Genomic DNA, 20,257 nt, shown 5'->3' with positions numbered 1-20,257 from the left:
AGCCCCCGCCACCACCACCGCCGCCGCCAAAACCTCCGCCACCAAAGCCGCCCCCTCCTCCGGAGCCGCCCCGGCCGGCGGGAAGGATACCGAGCATCTGGCAGACAAAAACAGTCAGGATGAATAACATCACCAGAAATACGAACAACGCCGGGTGCCGCGAGACGAAATCATCCGCAGGATCGCCGGCCGACTCATACACCGTGGAAGGTTCGTCCAGTGGATTGCCGCCCAGCACCACCAGCATCGCCGCCACGCCGTCACTGATGCCTTTACTGAAGTTACCGGCCTTGAACGACGGCGTGATCACCTGATGAATGATCACCGAGCTCTGGGCATCGGTCAGCCGGTCCTCCAGCCCGTAGCCGACTTCGATGCGCAACTTGCGCTCGTCCCGGGCGACGATCAACAGCGCGCCATTGTTCTTGTCCTTCTGGCCGATGCCCCAGTGCCGGCCGAGTTCGACGCCATAGTCCTCGATGGTCGCGCCTTGCAGGTTCGGCAAGGTCACCACCACCAGTTGCTCGCCGGTCGCCTGTTCGTGGGCCTGCAACTGCTGGCTCAGTTGCGCGCGCACCGACGGTTCGATCATCTGCGCGTCGTCCACCACCCGCCCGGTCAGTGCCGGAAAGGTCAACTCGGCCCGGGCGCTGACGGCGAACAGCCACAGCATCAGCACCAGGCCCATCTTCAACACACGCATGGGCATCCCCGGCTCAGAACTTCACTTCCGGGGCCTTGTCCGCGCCGGGGCTGGTGGCTTCGAAGGTCTCGCGGATCGGCAGGTTGCTGTACATCACGCTGTGCCAAAGGCGACCCGGGAAGGTGCGGATCTCGGTGTTGTACTTCTGCACTGCCAGAATGAAATCACGACGGGCCACGGCGATGCGGTTTTCCGTGCCCTCGAGTTGCGATTGCAGGGCGAGGAAGTTCTGGTTGGCCTTCAGGTCCGGATAACGCTCGGACACCACCATCAACCGGCTCAAGGCGCCGGTCAGTTGATTCTGGGCCTGATCGAACTGCTTGAGCTTTTCCGGGTTGTCGAGCGTGCTGGCATCGACCTGGATCGACGTCGCCTTGGCCCGCGCCTCGATGACTGCCGTCAACGTTTCCTCTTCGTGCTTGGCGTACCCCTTCACGGTTTCCACTAGATTGGGGATCAGGTCGGCACGGCGCTGATACTGGTTCTGCACCTGGCCCCAGGCGGCCTTGGCCTGCTCATCGAGGGTCGGGATGTTGTTGATGCCGCAGGCGGTCAACAATGTGGCCAGCACCAGCAGGGTGGCGGCCTTCAATCGCGAGCGGTAGACAGGACTGACATTCATCGTACGGGTGCTCCCTTGCACAGTTCATGAATAATGAATCGCGAAACATTCTCAGCCGACGGTTGCGGCATAATCGCCCGCGCCACTGGATTGCAGCGGGCCGATGGGCTAAAAAGAGGCCCTGCGCGATCACGTCGCCGACACTTTCGACGTACATTCGGCTGTCGTTTTCTGAATCAGCACCCGAACAACAATAGTCGCTCCCTAAATTTTGGCTGGCCGGCATTGCAACGCCGTTTAGGCCCTTGAGAAAACTATTCATGAAGAAGCTGTGTTTGCTGGGCCTGTTCGTCAGCCTGGCCAGTCATCAAGTACTGGCCGCCACGACCCCAGTACCCCTGGAAAACAAGGACGCGTTCATCAGCAACCTGATGAAGCAAATGACCCTCGACGAGAAGATCGGCCAGTTGCGCCTGATCAGCATCGGCCCGGAAATGCCCCGCGAGCTGATCCGCAAAGAGATCGCGGCCGGCAACATCGGCGGTACGTTCAACTCGATCACCCGCCCGGAAAACCGTCCGATGCAGGACGCTGCCATGCGCAGCCGCCTGAAGATTCCGATGTTTTTCGCGTACGACGTGATCCACGGTCACCGTACGATATTCCCGATTCCGCTGGCCCTGGCATCGAGCTGGGACATGGACGCCATCGGCCAGTCCGGGCGCGTTGCCGCCAAAGAGGCCGCCGCCGACAGCCTCGACATCACCTTCGCGCCGATGGTCGACATCTCCCGCGACCCGCGCTGGGGCCGCAGCTCCGAAGGTTTCGGTGAAGACACCTACCTGACTTCGCGTATCGCCAAAGTCATGGTCAAGGCCTATCAGGGCGAGGCCCCGAGCGCGGCCGACAGCATCATGGCCAGCGTCAAGCACTTCGCCCTGTACGGCGCGGTCGAGGGCGGTCGCGACTACAACACCGTCGACATGAGCCCGGTGAAGATGTACCAGGACTATCTGCCACCGTACCGCGCCGCGATTGATGCCGGCGCCGGCGGCGTGATGGTGGCGTTGAACTCGATCAACGGCATCCCGGCCACCGCCAATACCTGGCTGATGAATGACCTGCTGCGCAAGGAGTGGGGCTTCAAGGGCCTGGCGGTCAGCGACCACGGCGCGATCTTCGAACTGATCAAGCACGGCGTGGCCCGCGACGGGCGGGAAGCGGCGAAGCTGGCAATCAAGGCCGGCATCGACATGAGCATGAATGACACCCTGTACGGCAAAGAGCTGCCGGGGCTGCTCAAGTCCGGCGAGATCGAACAGAAAGACATCGACAACGCGGTGCGTGAAGTCCTCGCCGCCAAGTACGACATGGGCCTGTTCAAGGACCCGTACCTGCGTATCGGCAAGGCTGAAGACGACCCGGCCGACACCTACGCCGAAAGCCGCCTGCACCGCGCCGACGCCCGTGAAGTGGCGCGTCGCAGCCTGGTGCTGCTGAAGAACCAGAACGAAACCCTGCCGCTGAAGAAAACCGCCAAAATCGCCCTGGTCGGCCCGCTGGCCAAGGCCCCGATCGACATGATGGGCAGTTGGGCCGCCGCCGGTCGTCCGGCGCAGTCGGTGACCCTGTTCGACGGCATGAGCAATGTGATCGGCGACAAGGCGAACCTGATCTACGCCCGCGGTGCCAACATCACCAGTGACAAGAAGATCGTCGACTACCTGAACTTCCTCAACTTCGATGCCCCGGAAGTGGTCGATGACCCGCGTCCGGCCAACGTGCTGATCGACGAAGCGGTGAAAGCTGCCAGGGACGCCGACATTGTGGTTGCCGCCGTGGGTGAGTCCCGTGGCATGTCCCACGAATCGTCGAGCCGTACCGACCTGAACATCCCGGAAAACCAGCGCGAGCTGATCCGTGCCCTGAAAGCGACCGGCAAGCCGTTGGTGCTGGTGCTGATGAACGGCCGTCCGCTGACGATTCTTGAAGAGAAAGAACAGGCCGACGCGATTCTGGAAACCTGGTTCAGCGGCACCGAGGGGGGCAACGCCATCGCTGACGTGCTGTTCGGCGACTACAACCCGTCGGGCAAGCTGCCGGTGACCTTCCCGCGTTCCGTGGGCCAGATCCCGACCTACTACAACCACCTGAGCATTGGCCGGCCGTTCACGCCGGGCAAACCGGGCAACTACACCTCGCAGTATTTCGATGACACCACCGGGCCCCTCTTTCCGTTCGGTTACGGCCTGAGCTACACCAGCTTCAGCCTGAGTGACATGGCGCTGTCCTCGACCACCCTGAACGCTACCGGCAAGCTCGACGCCAGTGTCATGGTCAAGAACACCGGCAAGCGCGATGGCGAAACCGTGGTGCAGCTGTACATCCAGGACGTCACCGGTTCGATGATCCGTCCGGTCAAGGAGCTGAAGAACTTTCAGAAGATCATGCTCAAGGCCGGCGAGCAGAAGGTCGTGCACTTCACCATCACCGAAGATGACCTGAAGTTCTACAACGCCCAGCTCAAGTACGCGGCCGAGCCTGGCAAGTTCAACGTGCAGATCGGTCTGGACTCCCAGGACGTGACGCAGCAGAGCTTTGAGTTGCTGTAATCCCGCGCCCCGATCGTTCCCACGCTCCGCGTGGGAATGCAGCCCGGGACGCTCCGCGTCCCAAAGCGGACGCAGAGCGTCCATTGAGGCATTCCCACGCGGAGCGTGGGAACGATCAAATCTGAAAACTGCACTTAGCCGCGTCTATCGAGCAGATTGACCACCACCCGATCCACCCAGCCCCAGATCCGCTGCTTCACCCGCCGCCACAACGGCCGGCGCTGCCATTCCTCCAGGCTCACCTGCTGACTCAGGCCGAAGTCCTTCTCGAAACTCGCCACCACCGCTGCCGTCAGTGACGGATCCAGCGCTTCCAGATTCGCTTCAAGGTTGAAGCGCAGATTCCAGTGATCGAAATTGCACGAACCGATGCTCACCCAATCGTCCACCAGCACCATTTTCAAATGCAGGAAACACGGCTGGTATTCGTAGATTTTCACCCCGGCCTTGAGCAGGCGCGGATAGTAGCGATGCCCCGCGTAGCGCACCGACGGGTGATCGGTGCGCGGCCCGGTCAGCAGCAGGCGCACGTCGAGACCACGGGCGGCGGCCTTGCGCAGGGAACGGCGGATTTTCCAGGTCGGCAGAAAATACGGCGTGGCCAGCCAGATCCGCTGCTGGCCGCTGTTCAGCGCGCGGAACAGCGATTGCAGAATGTCCCGATGCTGACGGGCGTCGGCGTAGGCCACACGGCCCATACCCTCGCCCGTGTCCGGCACGCGGGGCAGTCGTGGCAGGCCGAAATGCGCATTGGGCCTCCAGGCCCGACGGTGGCGGTTGGCAATCCATTGGCGGTCGAACAGCAATTGCCAGTCGAGCACCAGCGGGCCGGTGATTTCCACCATGACCTCGTGCCACTCGCTGGTGTCGTGGCCCGGCGTCCAGAATTCATCGGTGACCCCGGTGCCGCCGACCACCGCCAGACGCTGGTCGACCAGCAACAGCTTGCGATGGTCGCGATAGAAATTGCCGACCCAGCGCCGCCAGTTCAGCCGATTGTAAAAACGCAGTTCGACCCCGGCACCGGTCAGCCGCCGACGCAACGTGAGGGTGAACGCGAGGCTGCCGTAATCGTCGAACAGGCAACGCACCCGCACGCCCCGCTCTGCCGCCAGCACCAGCGCCTGCACGATGGTTTCGGCACAGGCGCCGGCCTCCACCAGATACAGCTCCAGTTCGATCTGCTCGCGGGCGCGGGCGATCTCGTCGAGCATGCGCGGGAAGAATTGCGGGCCGTCGATCAACAGCTCGAAGCGGTTGCCATCACGCCACGGAAATACCGCGCCGCGCATGTCAGCGCGCCGTGAAGATCAGCACCGCACCCACCGGCACCGACAGACTGATGGCCGACAGGCCGGCCATGTTGCGCAGGCTTTCCAGCCCCGGCAGCAAATCGAAGTCCTCGGCGCTGATCACCAGCGGTTCCAGGGTCACCACTTGAAAACGTCGGTCATCGAGGCGCGTGGCAAGCAATTCGGCGGGATATTCGCGCTGTTTGCCATGCAGATTGACGGTCAGCGGCAGGCGCAATTCAAGCTGCGCGCCAGGGGCCAGATCGTTGATCGGGCGCAGGTCGATCCGGGTGCTGATGGTCGCTTCGGGGAATTGCTCGATCTGGAACAGTTCCTTGCGCATGCGCTCGTCGCGCAGCGGGATGCCGCTGTTGATCGAATCCAGTTCGACTTCGACCACGGCGCGGCCATCGGGATCGACCTTGCCGTGCAGCACCAGAAAGCGCTGCACTTCAGAAATATTGGCGTTTTTCGTGCTGACGAACGACAGCCGCGACGACTCGCCGTCCAGATACCAGTTGGCCTGGGCCGGCAGCGCAGCAGCGCCCAGCAGCAGGCCGGCGAAGGCGTTGCGCAGAGAACGGTTGAACATTGAAGACTCGTGGGGCCGATAAACCTGCACGAACCTTAACTGCCTGGAGCCGGGTTGCAAACCGGCAGTTCATTTTGCTGATCAGGGATTGAGACGACAGCCCTGACGCTCGCCCTGCCATTGGGCGCTGTTGCTACGGCCCATGCCGCTGGCACTGACGAGTTTTTGTGCAGCGTTATCGGTCAGCTCAGCGGGCAACCACTGCTTGACGTAACCCCGGCAGTATCCGGCGTCGTTGTTCATCACGTAGCGGCACGAACAATATTCCTTGGCGGTATAGGCGCTGATGATGTCCGGGAAAGCCCACAGGTTTTCGCGCTCGTGCCAGCCCCAGCCCAGCAGCACGACCAACAGCACCAGCAGGATTCGTCTGAACAGTTTCATGGCCGCACCGCCCCGAGCACACGCTTGAGCAATTCGTTGTGGCGATAGCTGCCGTCGCGGTCGTCGGCGTAGCGCACGATCACCAGTTTTTCGCTCGGGATCACGTACAACGCCTGGCCCCAATGTCCGAGGGCGGCAAAGGTGTCGGGCGGTGCGTCGGGCCACGGAGAAGGCGCGCCATCCGCCGGGCGATTGAGCCACCATTGGCCGCCGGGCACGGCTTCGTCCTGATGAGCCTTGTAGCCGGCGAAGGGTTGGCGGTTGAAGGCGACCCAATCCCTGGGCAGCAACTGCCGGTCGTTCCAGCGTCCGTCACGCTCCATCAACAGGCCGATTCGCGCCAGATCCCGGGCCGTCATATAAGCGTAGGAAGAGGCGACGAAGGTGCCCGTCGCGTCGGTTTCCCAGGTCGCATTGCGGATGCCCAGGGGATCGAAAAGTGCTGTCCACGGATAGTCCGGATAACGCTGTGGGCCGACGATGGTTTTCATTGCGGCGGCCAACAGATTGCTGTCACCGCTGGAATAACGGAACGCCTGACCCGGTGGAGCGTAGCGGTCGTGATCGGCGGTGAAGGCGGCCATGTCGCGGTGGCCACGGGTGTAGAGCATCGCCACCACCGAGGATTTCAGCGGGGCATATTCGTAGTCTTCCTGCCAGTCGATGCCGGAGGCCCAGTGCAGCAGATCCTTGAGGGTGATGGCCGGGTGTTTTTCCAGCGCCGGGTAGAACGTCGCCGCCGAGTCCTCGAGCTTGAACAGACCTTCGCCGTACGCCACGCCGAGCACCGTGGCCATCAGGCTTTTGCTGATCGACCAGGTCAGGTGTGGAGTGTCGGCGGTGGTTGCGGCGGCGTAGCGTTCGTAGATGATCTGGCCGTCACGGATCACCAGCAAGGCGTCGGTGCGGATGCCTTTTCGGGTGTTGTCATCGCGGGCGGCAAAGGCGTAAGCCTCCAGTACCTCGACGGCCTGGCCGTTGAGTTTCGGGCCGGTCGGCCACTGCTCGCCCGGCCATTGTTCGGCCTGAACCGTGAAGCTGATCAACAGCAGAAACAGGGACAGGCCTTTGAACATGGTGAGGGCTCTTGGGGAGAACCTGCTGAGGGTAGTCAGGGTTGATGACAGATTTGAGAATTTGACCGCCCATGAAACCGCCATCGCTGGCAAGCCAGCTCCCACAGGGGTAGAGGATTGCCATTGATAGCCTGTACACCAGCGACTGTGTGGGAGCTGGCTTGCCAGCGATGAGGCCGGTCAGTCCAGCGCCAACGCCTTGGCCAGGCGTTTGGCCCGCGCGCCCGCCGCCAGTTGCATGACCGATTGATCGCGCTGCCACATCGCCGCCCACTCGGGATTGCCGTCACGCAGGGCCTGATCGACTTCCGCTTTGAGCCCGTCAAACTGCGCAAACAAGCCACCAAGCAACACATGCCCGGCGGGATTGTTCGGTGGCTGCCGACTGACTTCCGCACACCCGGCCAACAGCGCCAGCAAGCGCAATTGCAACGGCTGTGGCCAGCCGCTGTCCTGACCGACGCCGTACAACCAGGCGGTCATCGCGCTGAGCACATAGATATCTTCAAGGGTGCGGAACGGTTTGACGTAGGCATCCCAACCGTCCCCGGCGAGCAGCTCGCACAACGCTTCATCGAGATGCAGTCGGCCATGGCTGATGTCCGGCATCAGCGGCAGGGCCGGGAGCTTTTCCACCCGCACACCGGGCTCACCGGGATAGACCACCGCCAGGCTCAGGCGCGGTGATTCGCCGGGTTGCTCATTGCGTGCGGCGATCAGCAGCCAGTCCGCCGCATCGCCGGCGGTGACGAAATCCTTTTGCCCGGTGAGGCGCAGGTCCGTGAGCCGGGTCTGCATGTCCGCCGGGCGCAGGCTGCGCTGTTCAGTCGCACACAACGCACCGAGGCTTGGTGGCGCGCTTGGCCAGAGCATCCGCAACGCCGCCTGATAGCCCACCAGAAACGCCAGCCCCGGCGTCGCCATCCGCCGCCCGCCTGCCACCGCCAGTTCGAACGGCGTCACGCTGCCCAGTTGCTGCAGCAACGTGGCGAAGCCCTCCGCCAGATCGGCATCGGCGGGCAGGCGTTCGCGGCATTCAAGCAGGATCGACCAGGTCATCAGAGGCTCCTTGTGGGCTGTCATATAAGCATCACCAAACATTCATGGCGATGACACCGGGGCTACATAGCCTGACTTTGCACAACACGGCTGCATAAAGAAAGTCGATCGGCTGCAACCCATGACGGGTTCAAGGCCCGTACGGAGATTCACATGACTCAGATCGCCCGCATCAGCGACACCGGCAATGAACGCCGCCTGCAAGCCGAACGCCTGATCGGCGCCGAGGCCTTGCAGCAAGCCCAGGCCTTGCGCTTCAACGTGTTCAGCGGCGAGTTCAACGCCAAGCTGAACGGCGCGGAGCTGGGTCTGGACATGGATGACTATGATGTTCACTGCAGCCACATCGGCGTGCGTGACCTGAACACCGGCCGCCTGGTGGCAACCACCCGTTTGCTCGATCACGCTGCCGCCAGCAGCCTGGGCAAGTTCTACAGCGAAGAAGAATTCAGCCTGCACGGCCTCGCCGGCCTGCAAGGCCCGATCCTGGAAATCGGTCGCACCTGCGTCGACCCGGCCTACCGCAACGGCGGCACCATCGCCGTGCTGTGGGGCGAACTGGCCGAAGTCCTGAATCAGGGCGGTTACAGCTATCTGATGGGTTGCGCGAGCATCCCGATGCAGGACGGCGGCGTGCAGGCCCACGCGATCATGCAGCGCCTGCGCGAGCGTTATCTGTGCACCGAACACCTGCGCGCCGAACCGAAGAATCCGCTGCCTAGCCTCGACATTCCATCGAACGTGATCGCCGAAATGCCACCGCTGCTCAAGGCCTACATGCGCCTGGGCGCGAAGATCTGCGGCGAGCCGTGCTGGGACGAGGACTTCCAGGTCGCCGACGTGTTCATCCTGCTCAAGCGCGACGAGCTCTGCCCGCGCTACGCCAAACACTTCAAGGCGGCCGTGTGATGAGCCGGCTGCGGGTGTACGCGCGGATCGCGCGAGTGCTGCTGGTGGTGACGCTGGGCCTGAGCATGGCCAGTGTCTTCGGCGTTTTCGAACGCCTGGGGCTGGCCCACTCGATGGAACGTCGGCAGCGCTGGTCGCGGTTTTTCATGGCGCGCCTGAGCAATGCCCTGCCCTTTCGTGTGACCGTTCACGGCGAGCTGCCAAAACAGCCGATGCTGTGGGTCAGCAACCATGTGTCGTGGACCGACATTCCGTTGCTCGGCATGCTCACGCCGCTGTCGTTTCTGTCCAAGGCCGAAGTGCGCACCTGGCCGGTGGCCGGATGGCTGGCGGCGAAGGCCGGCAGCCTGTTCATCCGTCGCGGTGCGGGCGACAGCCAGTTGATCCGCAAGCAGATGACCCGTCACCTGCAAACCGATCATCCGTTGCTGATGTTCCCGGAAGGCACCACCACCGATGGCCGTTCGCTGCGCACCTTTCATGGTCGCCTGCTGTCGGCGGCGATTGATTCCGAGGTGATGCTGCAACCGGTGGCGATCCGTTATCTGCGCGAGGGCAAGATCGATTCGCTGGCGCCGTTCATTGGTGACGATGATCTGCTGTCGCACCTGATGCGTCTGTTCAGCAACGACTGCGGCGATGTCGAGATTCACCTGCTCAAGCCGATTGCCTGCCAGGGCCGGGAGCGCGCGGCGCTGGCGTTCGAGGCACAGCAGGCGGTGCAGAAAGCCTTGTTCGGCGATGTACTCAAACCGGTCAAAGCGCAACACGCCCGCGATCTGATCGCAGCCTGATCGGCGACTTCCGCCTACAGCTGCCGGCCGGCAAAGTCCTGCAGCTGTGGGTAGAACAAACGAAAGTCTTCGCTCAACGGTTCATACAACTGCCGCAAGTCTTCCATCGCCCCCGCCAGTTCTTCAGGTCGGGTCAGGCGCCGGGAGATCCCGCGCAACACTTGTTCCAGCACTTCGAATTGCTGATACGAACCCAACCAGTCATTGGCCACCATGTGCGGGACGATCTTCGCCAGGCGCTCGGGCAACTGCCGCTCGCTGGACAGCACACGGTAAACGTCGGAGGTGAACTGGGCGAGCGGGCGGTCGGCGTACAGCGTCCAGTCCCGGGCCAGGCAATGGTCGAAAAACACGTCGAGGACGATGCCCGCGTAACGACGGCGGGTCCTGGAGAACCGCGCCAGTGAGACATCCACCAGCGGGTGGCGATCGGTGAACACGTCGATCTGCCGATGCAGGGCAATCGCCGCTTCGATCTCCGGGTCGAACTGCCCTTGCAGCCGCCCTTTGACGAAATCGCCATACAGACTGCCAAGCAGTTGACCGGGACGCTGGCCACCGAGGTGTAAATGTGCGAGATAGTTCATGGGCGCAGCTTAGCACCGCGCCCGCGTTTGTTTACACCTCACATATCGTTATAACCCGATATACCGATTTATGCGGTCATCAGATCAAATTCATATTGGTATATCGCGAAGTACCGATTTAAAGTTCGCCTCATCGCGATATAGCGCTACACACATCTTGAGCACCCAGCCATGAACATTGACCTCGACGAAATAATAAAAGCCCTGGCACACCCAGTACGGCGAGACATCCTCAACTGGCTGAAAGACCCGAAAGCCGAGTTTCCGGAACAGATCCACAACCACGAGTACGGCATCTGTGCCGGGCAGATCGATCAACGCTGCGGCCTGTCGCAATCGACCGTTTCCGCCCACCTGGCCACCCTGCAACGGGCCGGGCTGATCAGCAGTCAGAAAGCCGGCCAGTGGCACTTTTTCAAACGCAACGAGGACGTGATCCAGGCGTTCCTCAGCACCCTCAGCAAAGAGCTCTGACCCTTAACGTCAGCCAGCCAAAAGGAACAAACGATGCCCCTCTCACTATTCATACTCGCCTTGAGCGCCTTCGCCATCGGCACCACCGAGTTCGTCATCATGGGCCTGCTGCCTGATGTGGCGGCCGACCTCGGTGTGTCGATCCCCGGCGCCGGCTGGCTGGTGACCGGTTACGCTCTGGGCGTGGCCATCGGTGCACCGTTCATGGCAATGGCCACTGCACGACTGCCGCGCAAGGCTGCACTGGTGGCGTTGATGGGCATCTTCATTATCGGCAACCTGCTTTGCGCGATCGCCAGTGACTACAACGTGCTGATGTTCGCCCGAGTGGTTACCGCTCTCTGCCACGGTGCGTTCTTCGGCATCGGTTCGGTGGTCGCGGCCAACCTGGTCGCTCCGAACAAACGCGCCTCGGCCGTGGCCCTGATGTTCACCGGCCTGACCCTGGCCAACGTGCTGGGCGTACCGCTGGGCACCGCCCTCGGTCAGGAAGCCGGCTGGCGCTCGACCTTCTGGGCAGTGACCGTGATCGGTGTGATCGCGCTGATCGGCCTGATCCGCTTCCTGCCCGCCAAGCGTGACGAAGAAAAACTCGACATGCGCGCCGAACTGGCCGCGCTCAAAGGCGCCGGTATCTGGCTGTCGCTGAGCATGACCGCGCTGTTTGCCGCCTCGGTATTCACCCTGTTCACTTACGTCGCACCGCTGCTGGGCGATGTCACCGGCGTCTCGCCCCGTGGCGTGACCTGGACCCTGATGCTCATCGGCCTGGGCCTGACCGTCGGCAACATCATCGGCGGCAAACTGGCCGACAGGGGCCTGGCCGCGACGCTGATCGGCGTGTTCATCGCGATGGCCGTGACCTCCACGGTACTGACCTGGACCAGCATCGCGCTGATCCCGACCGAGATCACCCTGTTCCTCTGGGCCACCGCGTGCTTCGCCGCCGTGCCGGCCCTGCAAGTGAACGTCGTGACCTACGGCCAGGCCGCACCGAACCTGGTGTCGACCCTGAACATCGGCGCCTTCAACGTCGGCAACGCCCTCGGCGCCTGGGTCGGCGGCAGCGTCATCGCCCACGGCTACGGCCTGACAAGCGTGCCTCTCGCCGCAGCGGCGCTGGCGGTCCTCGCGCTGCTGGTGACCCTGATCACATTCCGCCAGAACGGCAATCCCGAGCTGGCCACCGCTAACTGATTCACTCACTTACCTCACGAGGGTTGTATCTCATGGCAACGATTTTCGATCCGATCAAACTGGGCGACCTCGAGCTGTCCAACCGCATCATCATGGCGCCGCTGACCCGCTGCCGCGCCGACGAAGGCCGCGTACCCAACGCGCTGATGGCCGAGTACTACGTACAACGCGCTTCGGCCGGCCTGATCATCAGCGAAGCCACCTCGGTGACCCCGATGGGTGTCGGCTACCCGGACACCCCGGGCATCTGGTCCAACGACCAGGTGCGCGGCTGGACCAACGTGACCAAGGCCGTTCACGCAGCCGGCGGCAAGATCGTCCTGCAACTGTGGCACGTCGGCCGGATCTCCCACCCGTCGTACCTGAACGGCGAAGCGCCGGTTGCACCGAGCGCCATCCAGCCAAAAGGCCACGTCAGCCTGGTTCGCCCGCTGGCCGACTATCCAACCCCTCGTGCGCTGGAAACCGCTGAAATCGCCGACATCGTCGACGCCTACCGCGTCGGCGCGGAAAACGCCAAGGCGGCCGGTTTCGACGGTGTGGAAATCCACGGCGCCAACGGCTACCTGCTCGACCAGTTCCTGCAAAGCAGCACCAACCAACGCACCGACCAATACGGCGGCTCCCTGGAAAACCGTGCCCGCCTGCTGCTGGAAGTGACTGACGCGGCAATCGAAGTCTGGGGCGCCGGCCGTGTCGGTGTGCACCTGGCTCCGCGCGCCGACTCCCATGACATGGGCGACGACAACCTGGCCGAAACCTTCACCTACGTCGCTCGCGAACTGGGCAAGCGTGGCATTGCCTTCATCTGCTCCCGCGAGAAAGAAGGCGCCGACAGCCTCGGCCCACAACTGAAAGAAGCCTTCGGCGGCGCATACATCGCCAACGAACGTTTCACCAAGGACAGCGCCAACGCCTGGCTGGCATCGGGCAAGGCTGATGCTGTGGCATTCGGTATCCCGTTCATTGCCAACCCGGACTTGCCGGCTCGCCTGAAGGCCGACGCGCCGCTGAACGAACCGCACCCGGAAACGTTCTACGGCAAAGGTGCGGTCGGTTACCTCGACTACCCGACTCTGTAAGCCATACCGCAGAAACGCAAAAGCCCCCGACTCGCGAGAGTCGGGGGCTTTTTATTGGTCGCTGGGTGGTCGGCCGTTCACATTCGTTCACAGGCTCGACACAAAATCCCTACAAAATACGTAGCTCGCTACATATCAACCCGCGCCGCAGAGGTATATAAAAGCATCCCATTGCAGCGGGGCGAGTGAACACGGATCTTCATCCGCGTCCTTCATTGACACAAACTGATCCAATAACGAATTTTGTTTCATTTGCGCAGGCTGGGGCTCAAGCGCAGCATGTCCAGCCCGGTATCGACCCAGCGCTCGGCCTCGGCGTAGAGTTCGAAGCTGTCCGGCGCCAGGAGCCATCCATAGAGAAGGCCGTCGATATAGGCGTGAATGCTGATGGCTGCCCGGGCAGTGTCGAGGTCTGCCGGCAGCTGCCCACGATTGACCGCATTACTCAATGTCAGCGCGATCCGCACATTGCAATCGAGGCTGGCGGTCCGGCGCTGCTGGCGCAGATCGCACATTTCATCGGTGAACTCGCACTTATGAAACAGAATTTCGTTGATGCGCCGGGTTTTTGGGTCCAGCGCAATTTGATGAAACAAATGAATCAGCAACTTGCGCATGCAGCCCAGCGGATCGGGTTCGTCCTCGCTTTCGCTGGCCTTTGCCAGTTCATCCAGCGGTTCCTTCAGCGTATCGAGCATCGCCTGCAACAGATCGGCCTTGTTGCTGAAGTGCCAGTAGATGGCACCGCGCGTTACACCCGCAAGGCTCGCAATGTCGGACAGCGTCGTACGGGCCACGCCCCTTTCATAGAAAGCTTTCTCGGCGGCTTCCAGAATCTGGCTTCGCGTTTCCTGAGCTTCCTCTTTGGTGCGACGAACCATGGCAGTAAAACCTCAAACAGGATGTTTCAGGGATGGCTGAATATCCGCTGAATAAAAAGGGGTGGATCTCTCGCGGATCGACTCCCCGGCCTACAATTTCAGACCTTGCCACGACTTTTGTAACCGGTTGGGTACGCAGCCAAGGTGTTTACAAACAACCATGAACGTAAGTATATTCATTAGCAAGCTACTTATCCACCCGGTAACCTTTTTTTACCCTTCCACACTTCTTGTGCGCTTTTCGCGCGCCTGACCCGAGGATCTTCATGCAATTCAAGCCAGCTGTTACCGCTCTGGTCACTGCCGTCGCCCTGGCATCGCTGCTCAGCGGATGTAAAAAGGAAGAGGCGGCTCCCGCCGCACCACCTCCTCAGGTCGGCGTCGTCACCCTGCAACCACAAGCCTTTACCCTGACTTCCGAACTGCCGGGCCGCACCAGCGCGTTCCGCATCGCCGAGGTTCGCCCGCAGGTCAACGGCATCATTCTCAAGCGTCTGTTCAAGGAAGGCGGCGATGTCAAAGCCGGCCAGCAGCTGTATCAGATCGATCCGTCGGTCTATGAAGCGACCCTGAAAAGCGCCGAAGCCAACCTGCGCTCGACCAAGTCGATCTCCGACCGCTACAAGCAACTGGTCGACGAGCAGGCGGTCAGCCGTCAGGAATACGACACCGCCGTGGCCAACCGCCTGCAATCGGAAGCGTCGTTGCAGAGCGCACAGATCAACGTGCGCTACACCAAGGTCTACGCGCCGATCTCCGGTCGTATTGGCCGCTCTTCGGTGACCGAGGGCGCGCTGGTCAGCAGCGGCCAGACCGACGCGATGGCCGTGATCCAGCAACTGGACCCGATCTATGTCGACGTCACCCAGTCCTCGGTCGAGTTGCTGGAACTGCGCCGCGAGCTGGAAAGCGGCCGTCTGCAGAAAGCCGGCGACAACGCCGCTGCGGTCAAGCTGACCCTGGAAGACGGCAGCCAGTACAAGCTCGACGGTAAGCTGGAATTCTCCGAAGTGTCGGTCGATCAGACCACTGGTTCCGTGACCCTGCGCGCTGTGTTCCCGAACCCGGATCACACCCTGCTGCCGGGCATGTTCGTCCACGCGCAGTTGCAGGCCGGTGTGAACAGCGCCGCGATCCTCGCACCGCAACAAGGCGTGACCCGCGACCTCAAAGGCACTCCGACCGCGCTGGTCGTCGGCCCGGACAACAAGGTCGAACTGCGTCAGCTCAAGGCCAGTCGCACCGTCGGCAGCCAGTGGCTGATCGAAGACGGCCTGAAGGCCGGCGATCGCCTGATCACCGAAGGGCTGCAATTCGTCAAACCGGGTGTTGAGGTCAAACCGACCGAAGCGACCAACGTCGGCAAGAAGAACCCGGCCCCCGCTCAGGCAGCTGACAAAGCCGCCGGCGGCAAAGGGGAGTAATCCATGTCAAAATTTTTCATCGACCGTCCGATTTTCGCCTGGGTAATTGCCCTGGTGATCATGCTGGTCGGGGCACTTTCGATCCTGAAGCTGCCGATCAACCAGTACCCGAGCATTGCGCCACCGGCCATTGCGATCTCCGTGACCTACCCGGGTGCTTCGGCACAGACGGTTCAGGACACCGTGGTCCAGGTGATCGAGCAGCAACTCAACGGTATCGACAACCTGCGTTATGTGTCCTCGGAAAGTAACTCCGACGGCAGCATGACCATCACCGCGACCTTCGAGCAAGGCACCAACTCCGACACCGCGCAGGTCCAGGTCCAGAACAAGCTGAACCTGGCCACCCCGCTGCTGCCGCAGGAAGTGCAGCAACAGGGTATCCGCGTGACCAAGGCAGTGAAGAACTTCCTGCTGGTGATCGGCGTGGTGTCGCGTGACGGCAGCATGACCAAGGACGACCTGTCCAACTACATCGTGTCGAACATGCAGGACCCGATTTCCCGGACCGCCGGTGTCGGTGACTTCCAGGTCTTCGGTGCCCAGTACGCGATGCGCATCTGGCTCGACCCGGCCAAGCTGAACAACTTCAACCTGACCCCGGTCGACGTGAAAACCGCGATTGCGGCGCAGAACGTCCAGGTTTCGTCCGGTCAGCTCGGTGGCTTGCCTGCCGTGCAGGGCCAGCAGCTGAACGCCACGATCATCGGCAAGACCCGTCTGCAGACCGCCGAGCAGTTCAAAGAGATTCTGCTCAAGGTCAACAAGGACGGCTCGCAGGTTCGCCTCAAAGACGTCGCCGACGTAGGCCTGGGTGGCGAGAACTATGCGATCAGCGCCCAGTTCAACGGCAGCCCGGCTTCCGGTCTGGCGGTGAAACTGGCCAACGGCGCCAACGCCCTCGACACTGCAAAAGCACTGCGCAACACCATCGACAGCCTCAAGCCGTTCTTCCCGCAAGGGATGGAAGTGGTGTTCCCGTACGACACCACCCCGGTGGTGACCGAGTCGATCAAGGGTGTGGTTGAAACCCTGGTCGAAGCGATCGTGCTGGTGTTCCTGGTGATGTTCCTGTTCCTGCAGAACTTCCGCGCCACCGTCATCACCACGATGACCGTGCCGGTGGTATTGCTCGGCACGTTTGGCATCCTCGCGGCGGCCGGCTTCAGCATCAACACCCTGACCATGTTCGGCATGGTGCTGGCCATCGGTTTGCTGGTGGACGACGCCATCGTTGTGGTGGAAAACGTCGAGCGGGTGATGAGCGAAGAAGGCTTGTCACCGAAGGAAGCGACCAAGAAATCCATGGGCCAGATCCAGGGCGCCCTGGTCGGTATCGCCCTGGTGCTGTCGGCGGTATTGCTACCGATGGCATTCTTTGGCGGCTCCACCGGTGTGATCTACAAGCAGTTCTCGATCACCATCGTGTCGGCCATGGCGCTGTCGGTACTGGTTGCACTGATCTTCACCCCGGCGCTGTGCGCCACCATGCTCAAGGCGATTCCACACGGCGAACACGGCACCCCGAAAAAAGGCTTCTTCGGCTGGTTCAACCGTGGTTTCGACCGCAGCGTCAAAAGCTACGAGCGCGGCGTCGGCAACATCCTGCGCCACAAGGCCCCGTACCTGCTGGCTTACCTGATCATCTTCGTCGGCATGATCTGGCTGTTCCTGCGTATTCCATCGTCCTTCCTGCCAGAAGAAGACCAGGGCGTACTGTTCGCCCAGGTGCAGACCCCGGCCGGTTCGAGTGCCCAGCGCACTCAAGTGGTCGTGGATGAAATGCGTGAGTTCCTGCTGCGTCCGACCAAGGATGGCGGTGAAGGCGACGCCGTAGCGTCGGTATTCACCGTGACCGGCTTCAACTTCGCCGGCCGTGGCCAGAGCTCGGGCATGGCGTTCATCATGCTCAAGCCGTGGCACGAGCGGAACGCCGACAACAGCGTGTTCAAACTCGCCGCCCGCGCCCAGCAGCACTTCTTCACCTTCCGCGATGCAATGGTGTTCGCCTTTGCCCCGCCGGCCGTACTGGAGTTGGGTAACGCCACCGGTTTCGACGTGTTCCTGCAGGACCGTGCCGGTATCGGTCACGAGCAACTGATGGCCGCGCGTAACCAGTTCCTGGGCATGGCCGCGCAAAGCAAAGTGCTGTCGCAGGTGCGTCCGAACGGTCTGAACGACGAACCACAGTTCCAGTTGGAAATCGACGACGAGAAGGCCAGTGCTCTGGGCATCACCATCTCCGACATCAACAACACCCTGTCGATTGCGCTGGGCAGTAGCTACGTCAACGACTTCATCGACCGTGGTCGGGTGAAGAAGGTGTACGTACAGGGCCAGCCGGACTCGCGCATGAGCCCGGAAGACCTCAAGAAATGGTATGTGCGTAACGCCAGCGGCACCATGGTTCCGTTCTCCGCATTCGCCAAGGGGGAGTGGATCTACGGCTCGCCAAAACTGTCGCGTTACAACGGCGTGGAAGCAGTCGAGATTCTCGGTGCCCCGGCGCCTGGCTATTCCACCGGTGAAGCCATGGCCGAGGTCGAGGCGATTGCTGCCAAACTGCCGAAGGGTGTCGGTATTTCCTGGACCGGTCTGTCCTATGAAGAGCGTCTGGCAGGTTCGCAGGCGCCGGCACTGTTCGCGCTGTCGCTATTGATGGTGTTCCTGTGTCTGGCGGCTCTCTACGAGAGCTGGTCGATTCCTATCGCCGTCGTGCTCGTCGTACCGCTGGGGATCATCGGGGCATTGCTGGCGACCAGTCTGCGCGGTCTGTCCAACGACGTGTACTTCCTGGTGGGTCTGTTGACGACCATTGGTCTGGCGGCGAAAAACGCCATTCTGATCGTCGAATTCGCCAAGGAACTGCACGAACAGGGCAGCAGTCTGCGCGATGCCGCCATCGAGGCTTGCCGCATGCGTCTGCGTCCGATCATCATGACGTCCCTGGCGTTCATCCTCGGCGTGGTGCCTCTGGCAATTTCCACCGGGGCAGGTTCGGGCAGCCAGCACGCAATCGGCACCGTGGTGATTGGCGGTATGATCACTGCCACCGTTCTGGCGATCTTCTGGGTCCCACTGTTCTTCGTCACTGTGTCGTCCATGGGTCAGCGCAAAAACGCCGACAAGGATGACACCATCGAAACTCCTAAAGAGGCTGGCCAATGAGCAAGTCGCTACTCTCCATCGCAGTCGCCGCGTTCGTGCTGAGCGGTTGCTCGCTGATACCGGATTATCAGCAGCCTGAAGCACCGGTGGCTGCGCAATTCCCGCAGGGCCCGGCGTACTCGCCGGCCGAGGCACCGGCGCAGGCCGCTGCCGAACAGGGCTGGAAGCAGTTTTTCCATGACCCTGCCCTGCAGCAGCTGATCCAGGTCGCCCTGGAAAACAACCGCGACCTGCGTGTCGCGGCGCTGAACATCGACGCCTACGCGGCTCAATACCGCATCCAGCGTGCCGATCTGTTCCCGGCCGTGTCGGCCAATGCCAGCGGCAGCCGTCAGCGGGTTCCGGCCCGTGCGTCGCAGACCGGTGATTCGACGATCACCAGTTCCTACTCCGCTACCGTCGGCATCAGCGCCTACGAACTCGACCTGTTTGGTCGGGTTCGCAGCCTGAGTGAACAAGCGCTGCAACAATACTTCGCCACCGAAGAAGCGCGCCGCAGCACCCAGATCAGTCTGGTGGCCAGCGTGGCCAATGCCTACCTGACCTGGCAGGCCGACAAGGAACTGCTCAAGCTGACTCAGGACACCGTCGGTGCCTTCGAGGAAAGCTACAAGCTGACCAGCCGCAGCAATGAAGTCGGTGTGGCTTCGGCGCTGGACCTGGCACAGTCGCGCACTTCGGTCGAGAACGCCCGGGCTCAACTGGCGCGTTATACCCGCCAGGTCGCCCAGGACGAAAACAGCCTGACCCTGCTACTCGGCACCGGTGTGCCGGCCAACCTGCAAGCGGCCAAACCGCTGTCGGATGACCTGCTGGCCGACGTGCCGGCCGGCCTGCCGTCGGATCTGCTGCAACGTCGTCCGGACATCCTTCAGGCCGAATACAACCTGAAGGCGGCCAACGCCAACATCGGCGCGGCCCGCGCAGCGTTCTTCCCGAGCATCAGCCTGACCGCCAACGCGGGCAGCCTGAGCCCGGACCTGTCCGGCCTGTTCAAGGGCGGTTCGGGTACGTGGCTGTTCCAGCCGCAGATCAACCTGCCGATCTTCAACGCCGGCAGCCTGCGCGCCAGCCTCGACTACGCCAAGATCCAGAAGGACATTGGCGTGGCGAACTACGAGAAGTCCATTCAAACGGCCTTCCAGGAAGTCGCCGATGGCCTGGCCGCGCGCCAGACCTACACCGAGCAGTTGCAGGCCCAGCGTGATTTCGTCGCTGCCAACCAGGACTACTACCGTCTGGCCGAGCGTCGCTATCGCATCGGCGTCGACAGCAACCTGACCTTCCTCGATGCCCAGCGTCAGCTGTTCAGTGCCCAACAAGCCCTGATCACCGACCGCCTCGCGCAGCTGACCAGTGCGGTCAACCTGTACAAGGCACTGGGCGGTGGCTGGAATGCGCAGACCGCGCAGAACGAGCCGCTGAAAGAAGAAGCGCCGAAGATGAAGTTGTTCTGACTCA

The 20,257-nt window shown here is 62.1% G+C and carries 18 protein-coding genes; 9 read left to right on the top strand and 9 right to left on the bottom strand.

What is annotated here, in order from left to right:
• Positions 1 to 703 (bottom strand): YgcG family protein (locus CAF79_RS08680; RefSeq protein WP_085697473.1); only part of this gene is annotated, 703 nt, incomplete at its 3' end.
• 13 nt (positions 704 to 716) lie between these two features.
• Positions 717 to 1,325, bottom strand: coding sequence for a LemA family protein (locus tag CAF79_RS08675; protein WP_085697472.1), 609 nt, complete (start codon positions 1,323 to 1,325; stop codon positions 717 to 719).
• 260 nt (positions 1,326 to 1,585) lie between these two features.
• On the opposite strand from CAF79_RS08675, the gene bglX reads away from it, so the two are divergent.
• The gene (bglX, locus tag CAF79_RS08670; RefSeq protein ID WP_085697471.1) at positions 1,586 to 3,877 is read left to right on the top strand and encodes a beta-glucosidase BglX; all 2,292 of its coding nucleotides are present in this window, start codon (positions 1,586 to 1,588) and stop codon (positions 3,875 to 3,877) included.
• A 134-nt stretch (positions 3,878 to 4,011) separates the two neighbouring features.
• Here the strand turns inward: bglX and CAF79_RS08665 are convergent, their stop codons facing one another.
• From CAF79_RS08665 to CAF79_RS08645, 5 genes are all read right to left on the bottom strand, one after another.
• A complete protein-coding gene (locus tag CAF79_RS08665) occupies positions 4,012 to 5,169 on the bottom strand; it encodes a phosphatidylserine/phosphatidylglycerophosphate/cardiolipin synthase family protein (RefSeq protein WP_085697470.1) in 1,158 nt (385 codons plus the stop codon).
• 1 nt (position 5,170) lies between these two features.
• A complete protein-coding gene (locus tag CAF79_RS08660) occupies positions 5,171 to 5,761 on the bottom strand; it encodes a YceI family protein (protein WP_085697469.1) in 591 nt (196 codons plus the stop codon).
• A gap of 81 nt (positions 5,762 to 5,842) precedes the next feature.
• On the bottom strand, positions 5,843 to 6,145 hold the full coding sequence (locus tag CAF79_RS08655) for an amidase (protein WP_085697468.1): 303 nt from the start codon (positions 6,143 to 6,145) through the stop codon (positions 5,843 to 5,845).
• Complete coding sequence (locus tag CAF79_RS08650) at positions 6,142 to 7,221, bottom strand: serine hydrolase (RefSeq protein WP_085697467.1); 1,080 nt, start codon at positions 7,219 to 7,221, stop codon at positions 6,142 to 6,144. Before CAF79_RS08650 ends, CAF79_RS08655 begins: the two co-directional genes overlap by 4 nt.
• A gap of 180 nt (positions 7,222 to 7,401) precedes the next feature.
• Positions 7,402 to 8,280 carry an acyl-CoA dehydrogenase family protein gene (locus CAF79_RS08645; RefSeq protein WP_085697466.1) on the bottom strand — a complete coding sequence of 293 codons (879 nt, stop codon included), beginning with the start codon at positions 8,278 to 8,280 and terminating at the stop codon, positions 7,402 to 7,404.
• 153 nt (positions 8,281 to 8,433) lie between these two features.
• On the opposite strand from CAF79_RS08645, the gene olsB reads away from it, so the two are divergent.
• Both olsB and CAF79_RS08635 read left to right on the top strand, forming a co-directional pair.
• A complete protein-coding gene (gene olsB / locus CAF79_RS08640) occupies positions 8,434 to 9,189 on the top strand; it encodes an L-ornithine N(alpha)-acyltransferase (RefSeq protein ID WP_085697465.1) in 756 nt (251 codons plus the stop codon).
• Positions 9,189 to 9,983 (top strand): 1-acyl-sn-glycerol-3-phosphate acyltransferase, encoded by a 795-nt coding sequence (locus tag CAF79_RS08635; RefSeq protein WP_085697464.1) that lies wholly within the window; start codon positions 9,189 to 9,191, stop codon positions 9,981 to 9,983. The genes olsB and CAF79_RS08635 overlap by 1 nt, the downstream gene beginning before the upstream one ends.
• A gap of 14 nt (positions 9,984 to 9,997) precedes the next feature.
• Here the strand turns inward: CAF79_RS08635 and CAF79_RS08630 are convergent, their stop codons facing one another.
• On the bottom strand, positions 9,998 to 10,570 hold the full coding sequence (locus CAF79_RS08630; protein WP_085697463.1) for an ACP phosphodiesterase: 573 nt from the start codon (positions 10,568 to 10,570) through the stop codon (positions 9,998 to 10,000).
• Between the two features lie 171 nt (positions 10,571 to 10,741).
• On the opposite strand from CAF79_RS08630, the gene CAF79_RS08625 reads away from it, so the two are divergent.
• Genes CAF79_RS08625 through CAF79_RS08615 form a run of 3 tightly spaced genes read left to right on the top strand, consistent with a single transcriptional unit; the run spans position 10,742 to position 13,323 of the window.
• Positions 10,742 to 11,044 (top strand): helix-turn-helix transcriptional regulator, encoded by a 303-nt coding sequence (locus tag CAF79_RS08625; protein WP_065257584.1) that lies wholly within the window; start codon positions 10,742 to 10,744, stop codon positions 11,042 to 11,044.
• Between the two features lie 33 nt (positions 11,045 to 11,077).
• Positions 11,078 to 12,241 (top strand): MFS transporter, encoded by a 1,164-nt coding sequence (locus CAF79_RS08620; protein ID WP_085697462.1) that lies wholly within the window; start codon positions 11,078 to 11,080, stop codon positions 12,239 to 12,241.
• 32 nt (positions 12,242 to 12,273) lie between these two features.
• Positions 12,274 to 13,323 carry an alkene reductase gene (locus tag CAF79_RS08615; RefSeq protein ID WP_085697461.1) on the top strand — a complete coding sequence of 350 codons (1,050 nt, stop codon included), beginning with the start codon at positions 12,274 to 12,276 and terminating at the stop codon, positions 13,321 to 13,323.
• 248 nt (positions 13,324 to 13,571) lie between these two features.
• On the opposite strand, the gene emhR is transcribed toward CAF79_RS08615, so the two are convergent.
• Entirely contained in the window at positions 13,572 to 14,204 is a 633-nt protein-coding gene (gene emhR / locus CAF79_RS08610; RefSeq protein WP_085697460.1) for an efflux system transcriptional repressor EmhR, read from the bottom strand.
• Between the two features lie 266 nt (positions 14,205 to 14,470).
• On the opposite strand from emhR, the gene emhA reads away from it, so the two are divergent.
• Genes emhA through emhC form a run of 3 tightly spaced genes read left to right on the top strand, consistent with a single transcriptional unit; the run spans position 14,471 to position 20,253 of the window.
• Positions 14,471 to 15,628, top strand: coding sequence for an efflux RND transporter periplasmic adaptor subunit EmhA (gene emhA, locus CAF79_RS08605; RefSeq protein ID WP_039771445.1), 1,158 nt, complete (start codon positions 14,471 to 14,473; stop codon positions 15,626 to 15,628).
• Positions 15,629 to 15,631: 3 nt separating this feature from the next.
• Positions 15,632 to 18,796 (top strand): efflux RND transporter permease subunit EmhB, encoded by a 3,165-nt coding sequence (gene emhB, locus CAF79_RS08600; RefSeq protein WP_085697459.1) that lies wholly within the window; start codon positions 15,632 to 15,634, stop codon positions 18,794 to 18,796.
• Complete coding sequence (gene emhC, locus CAF79_RS08595) at positions 18,793 to 20,253, top strand: efflux RND transporter outer membrane subunit EmhC (protein WP_085697458.1); 1,461 nt, start codon at positions 18,793 to 18,795, stop codon at positions 20,251 to 20,253. The genes emhB and emhC overlap by 4 nt, the downstream gene beginning before the upstream one ends.
• Positions 20,254 to 20,257: the final 4 nt, after the last annotated feature.

The sequence above is a fragment of the Pseudomonas sp. B26(2017) genome (assembly GCF_002113045.1).
Taxonomy (GTDB): Bacteria; Pseudomonadota; Gammaproteobacteria; order Pseudomonadales; family Pseudomonadaceae; genus Aquipseudomonas.
Note: the sequence above shows the minus strand (reverse complement) of the source record. Positions and strands in the feature narration are given on the sequence as shown.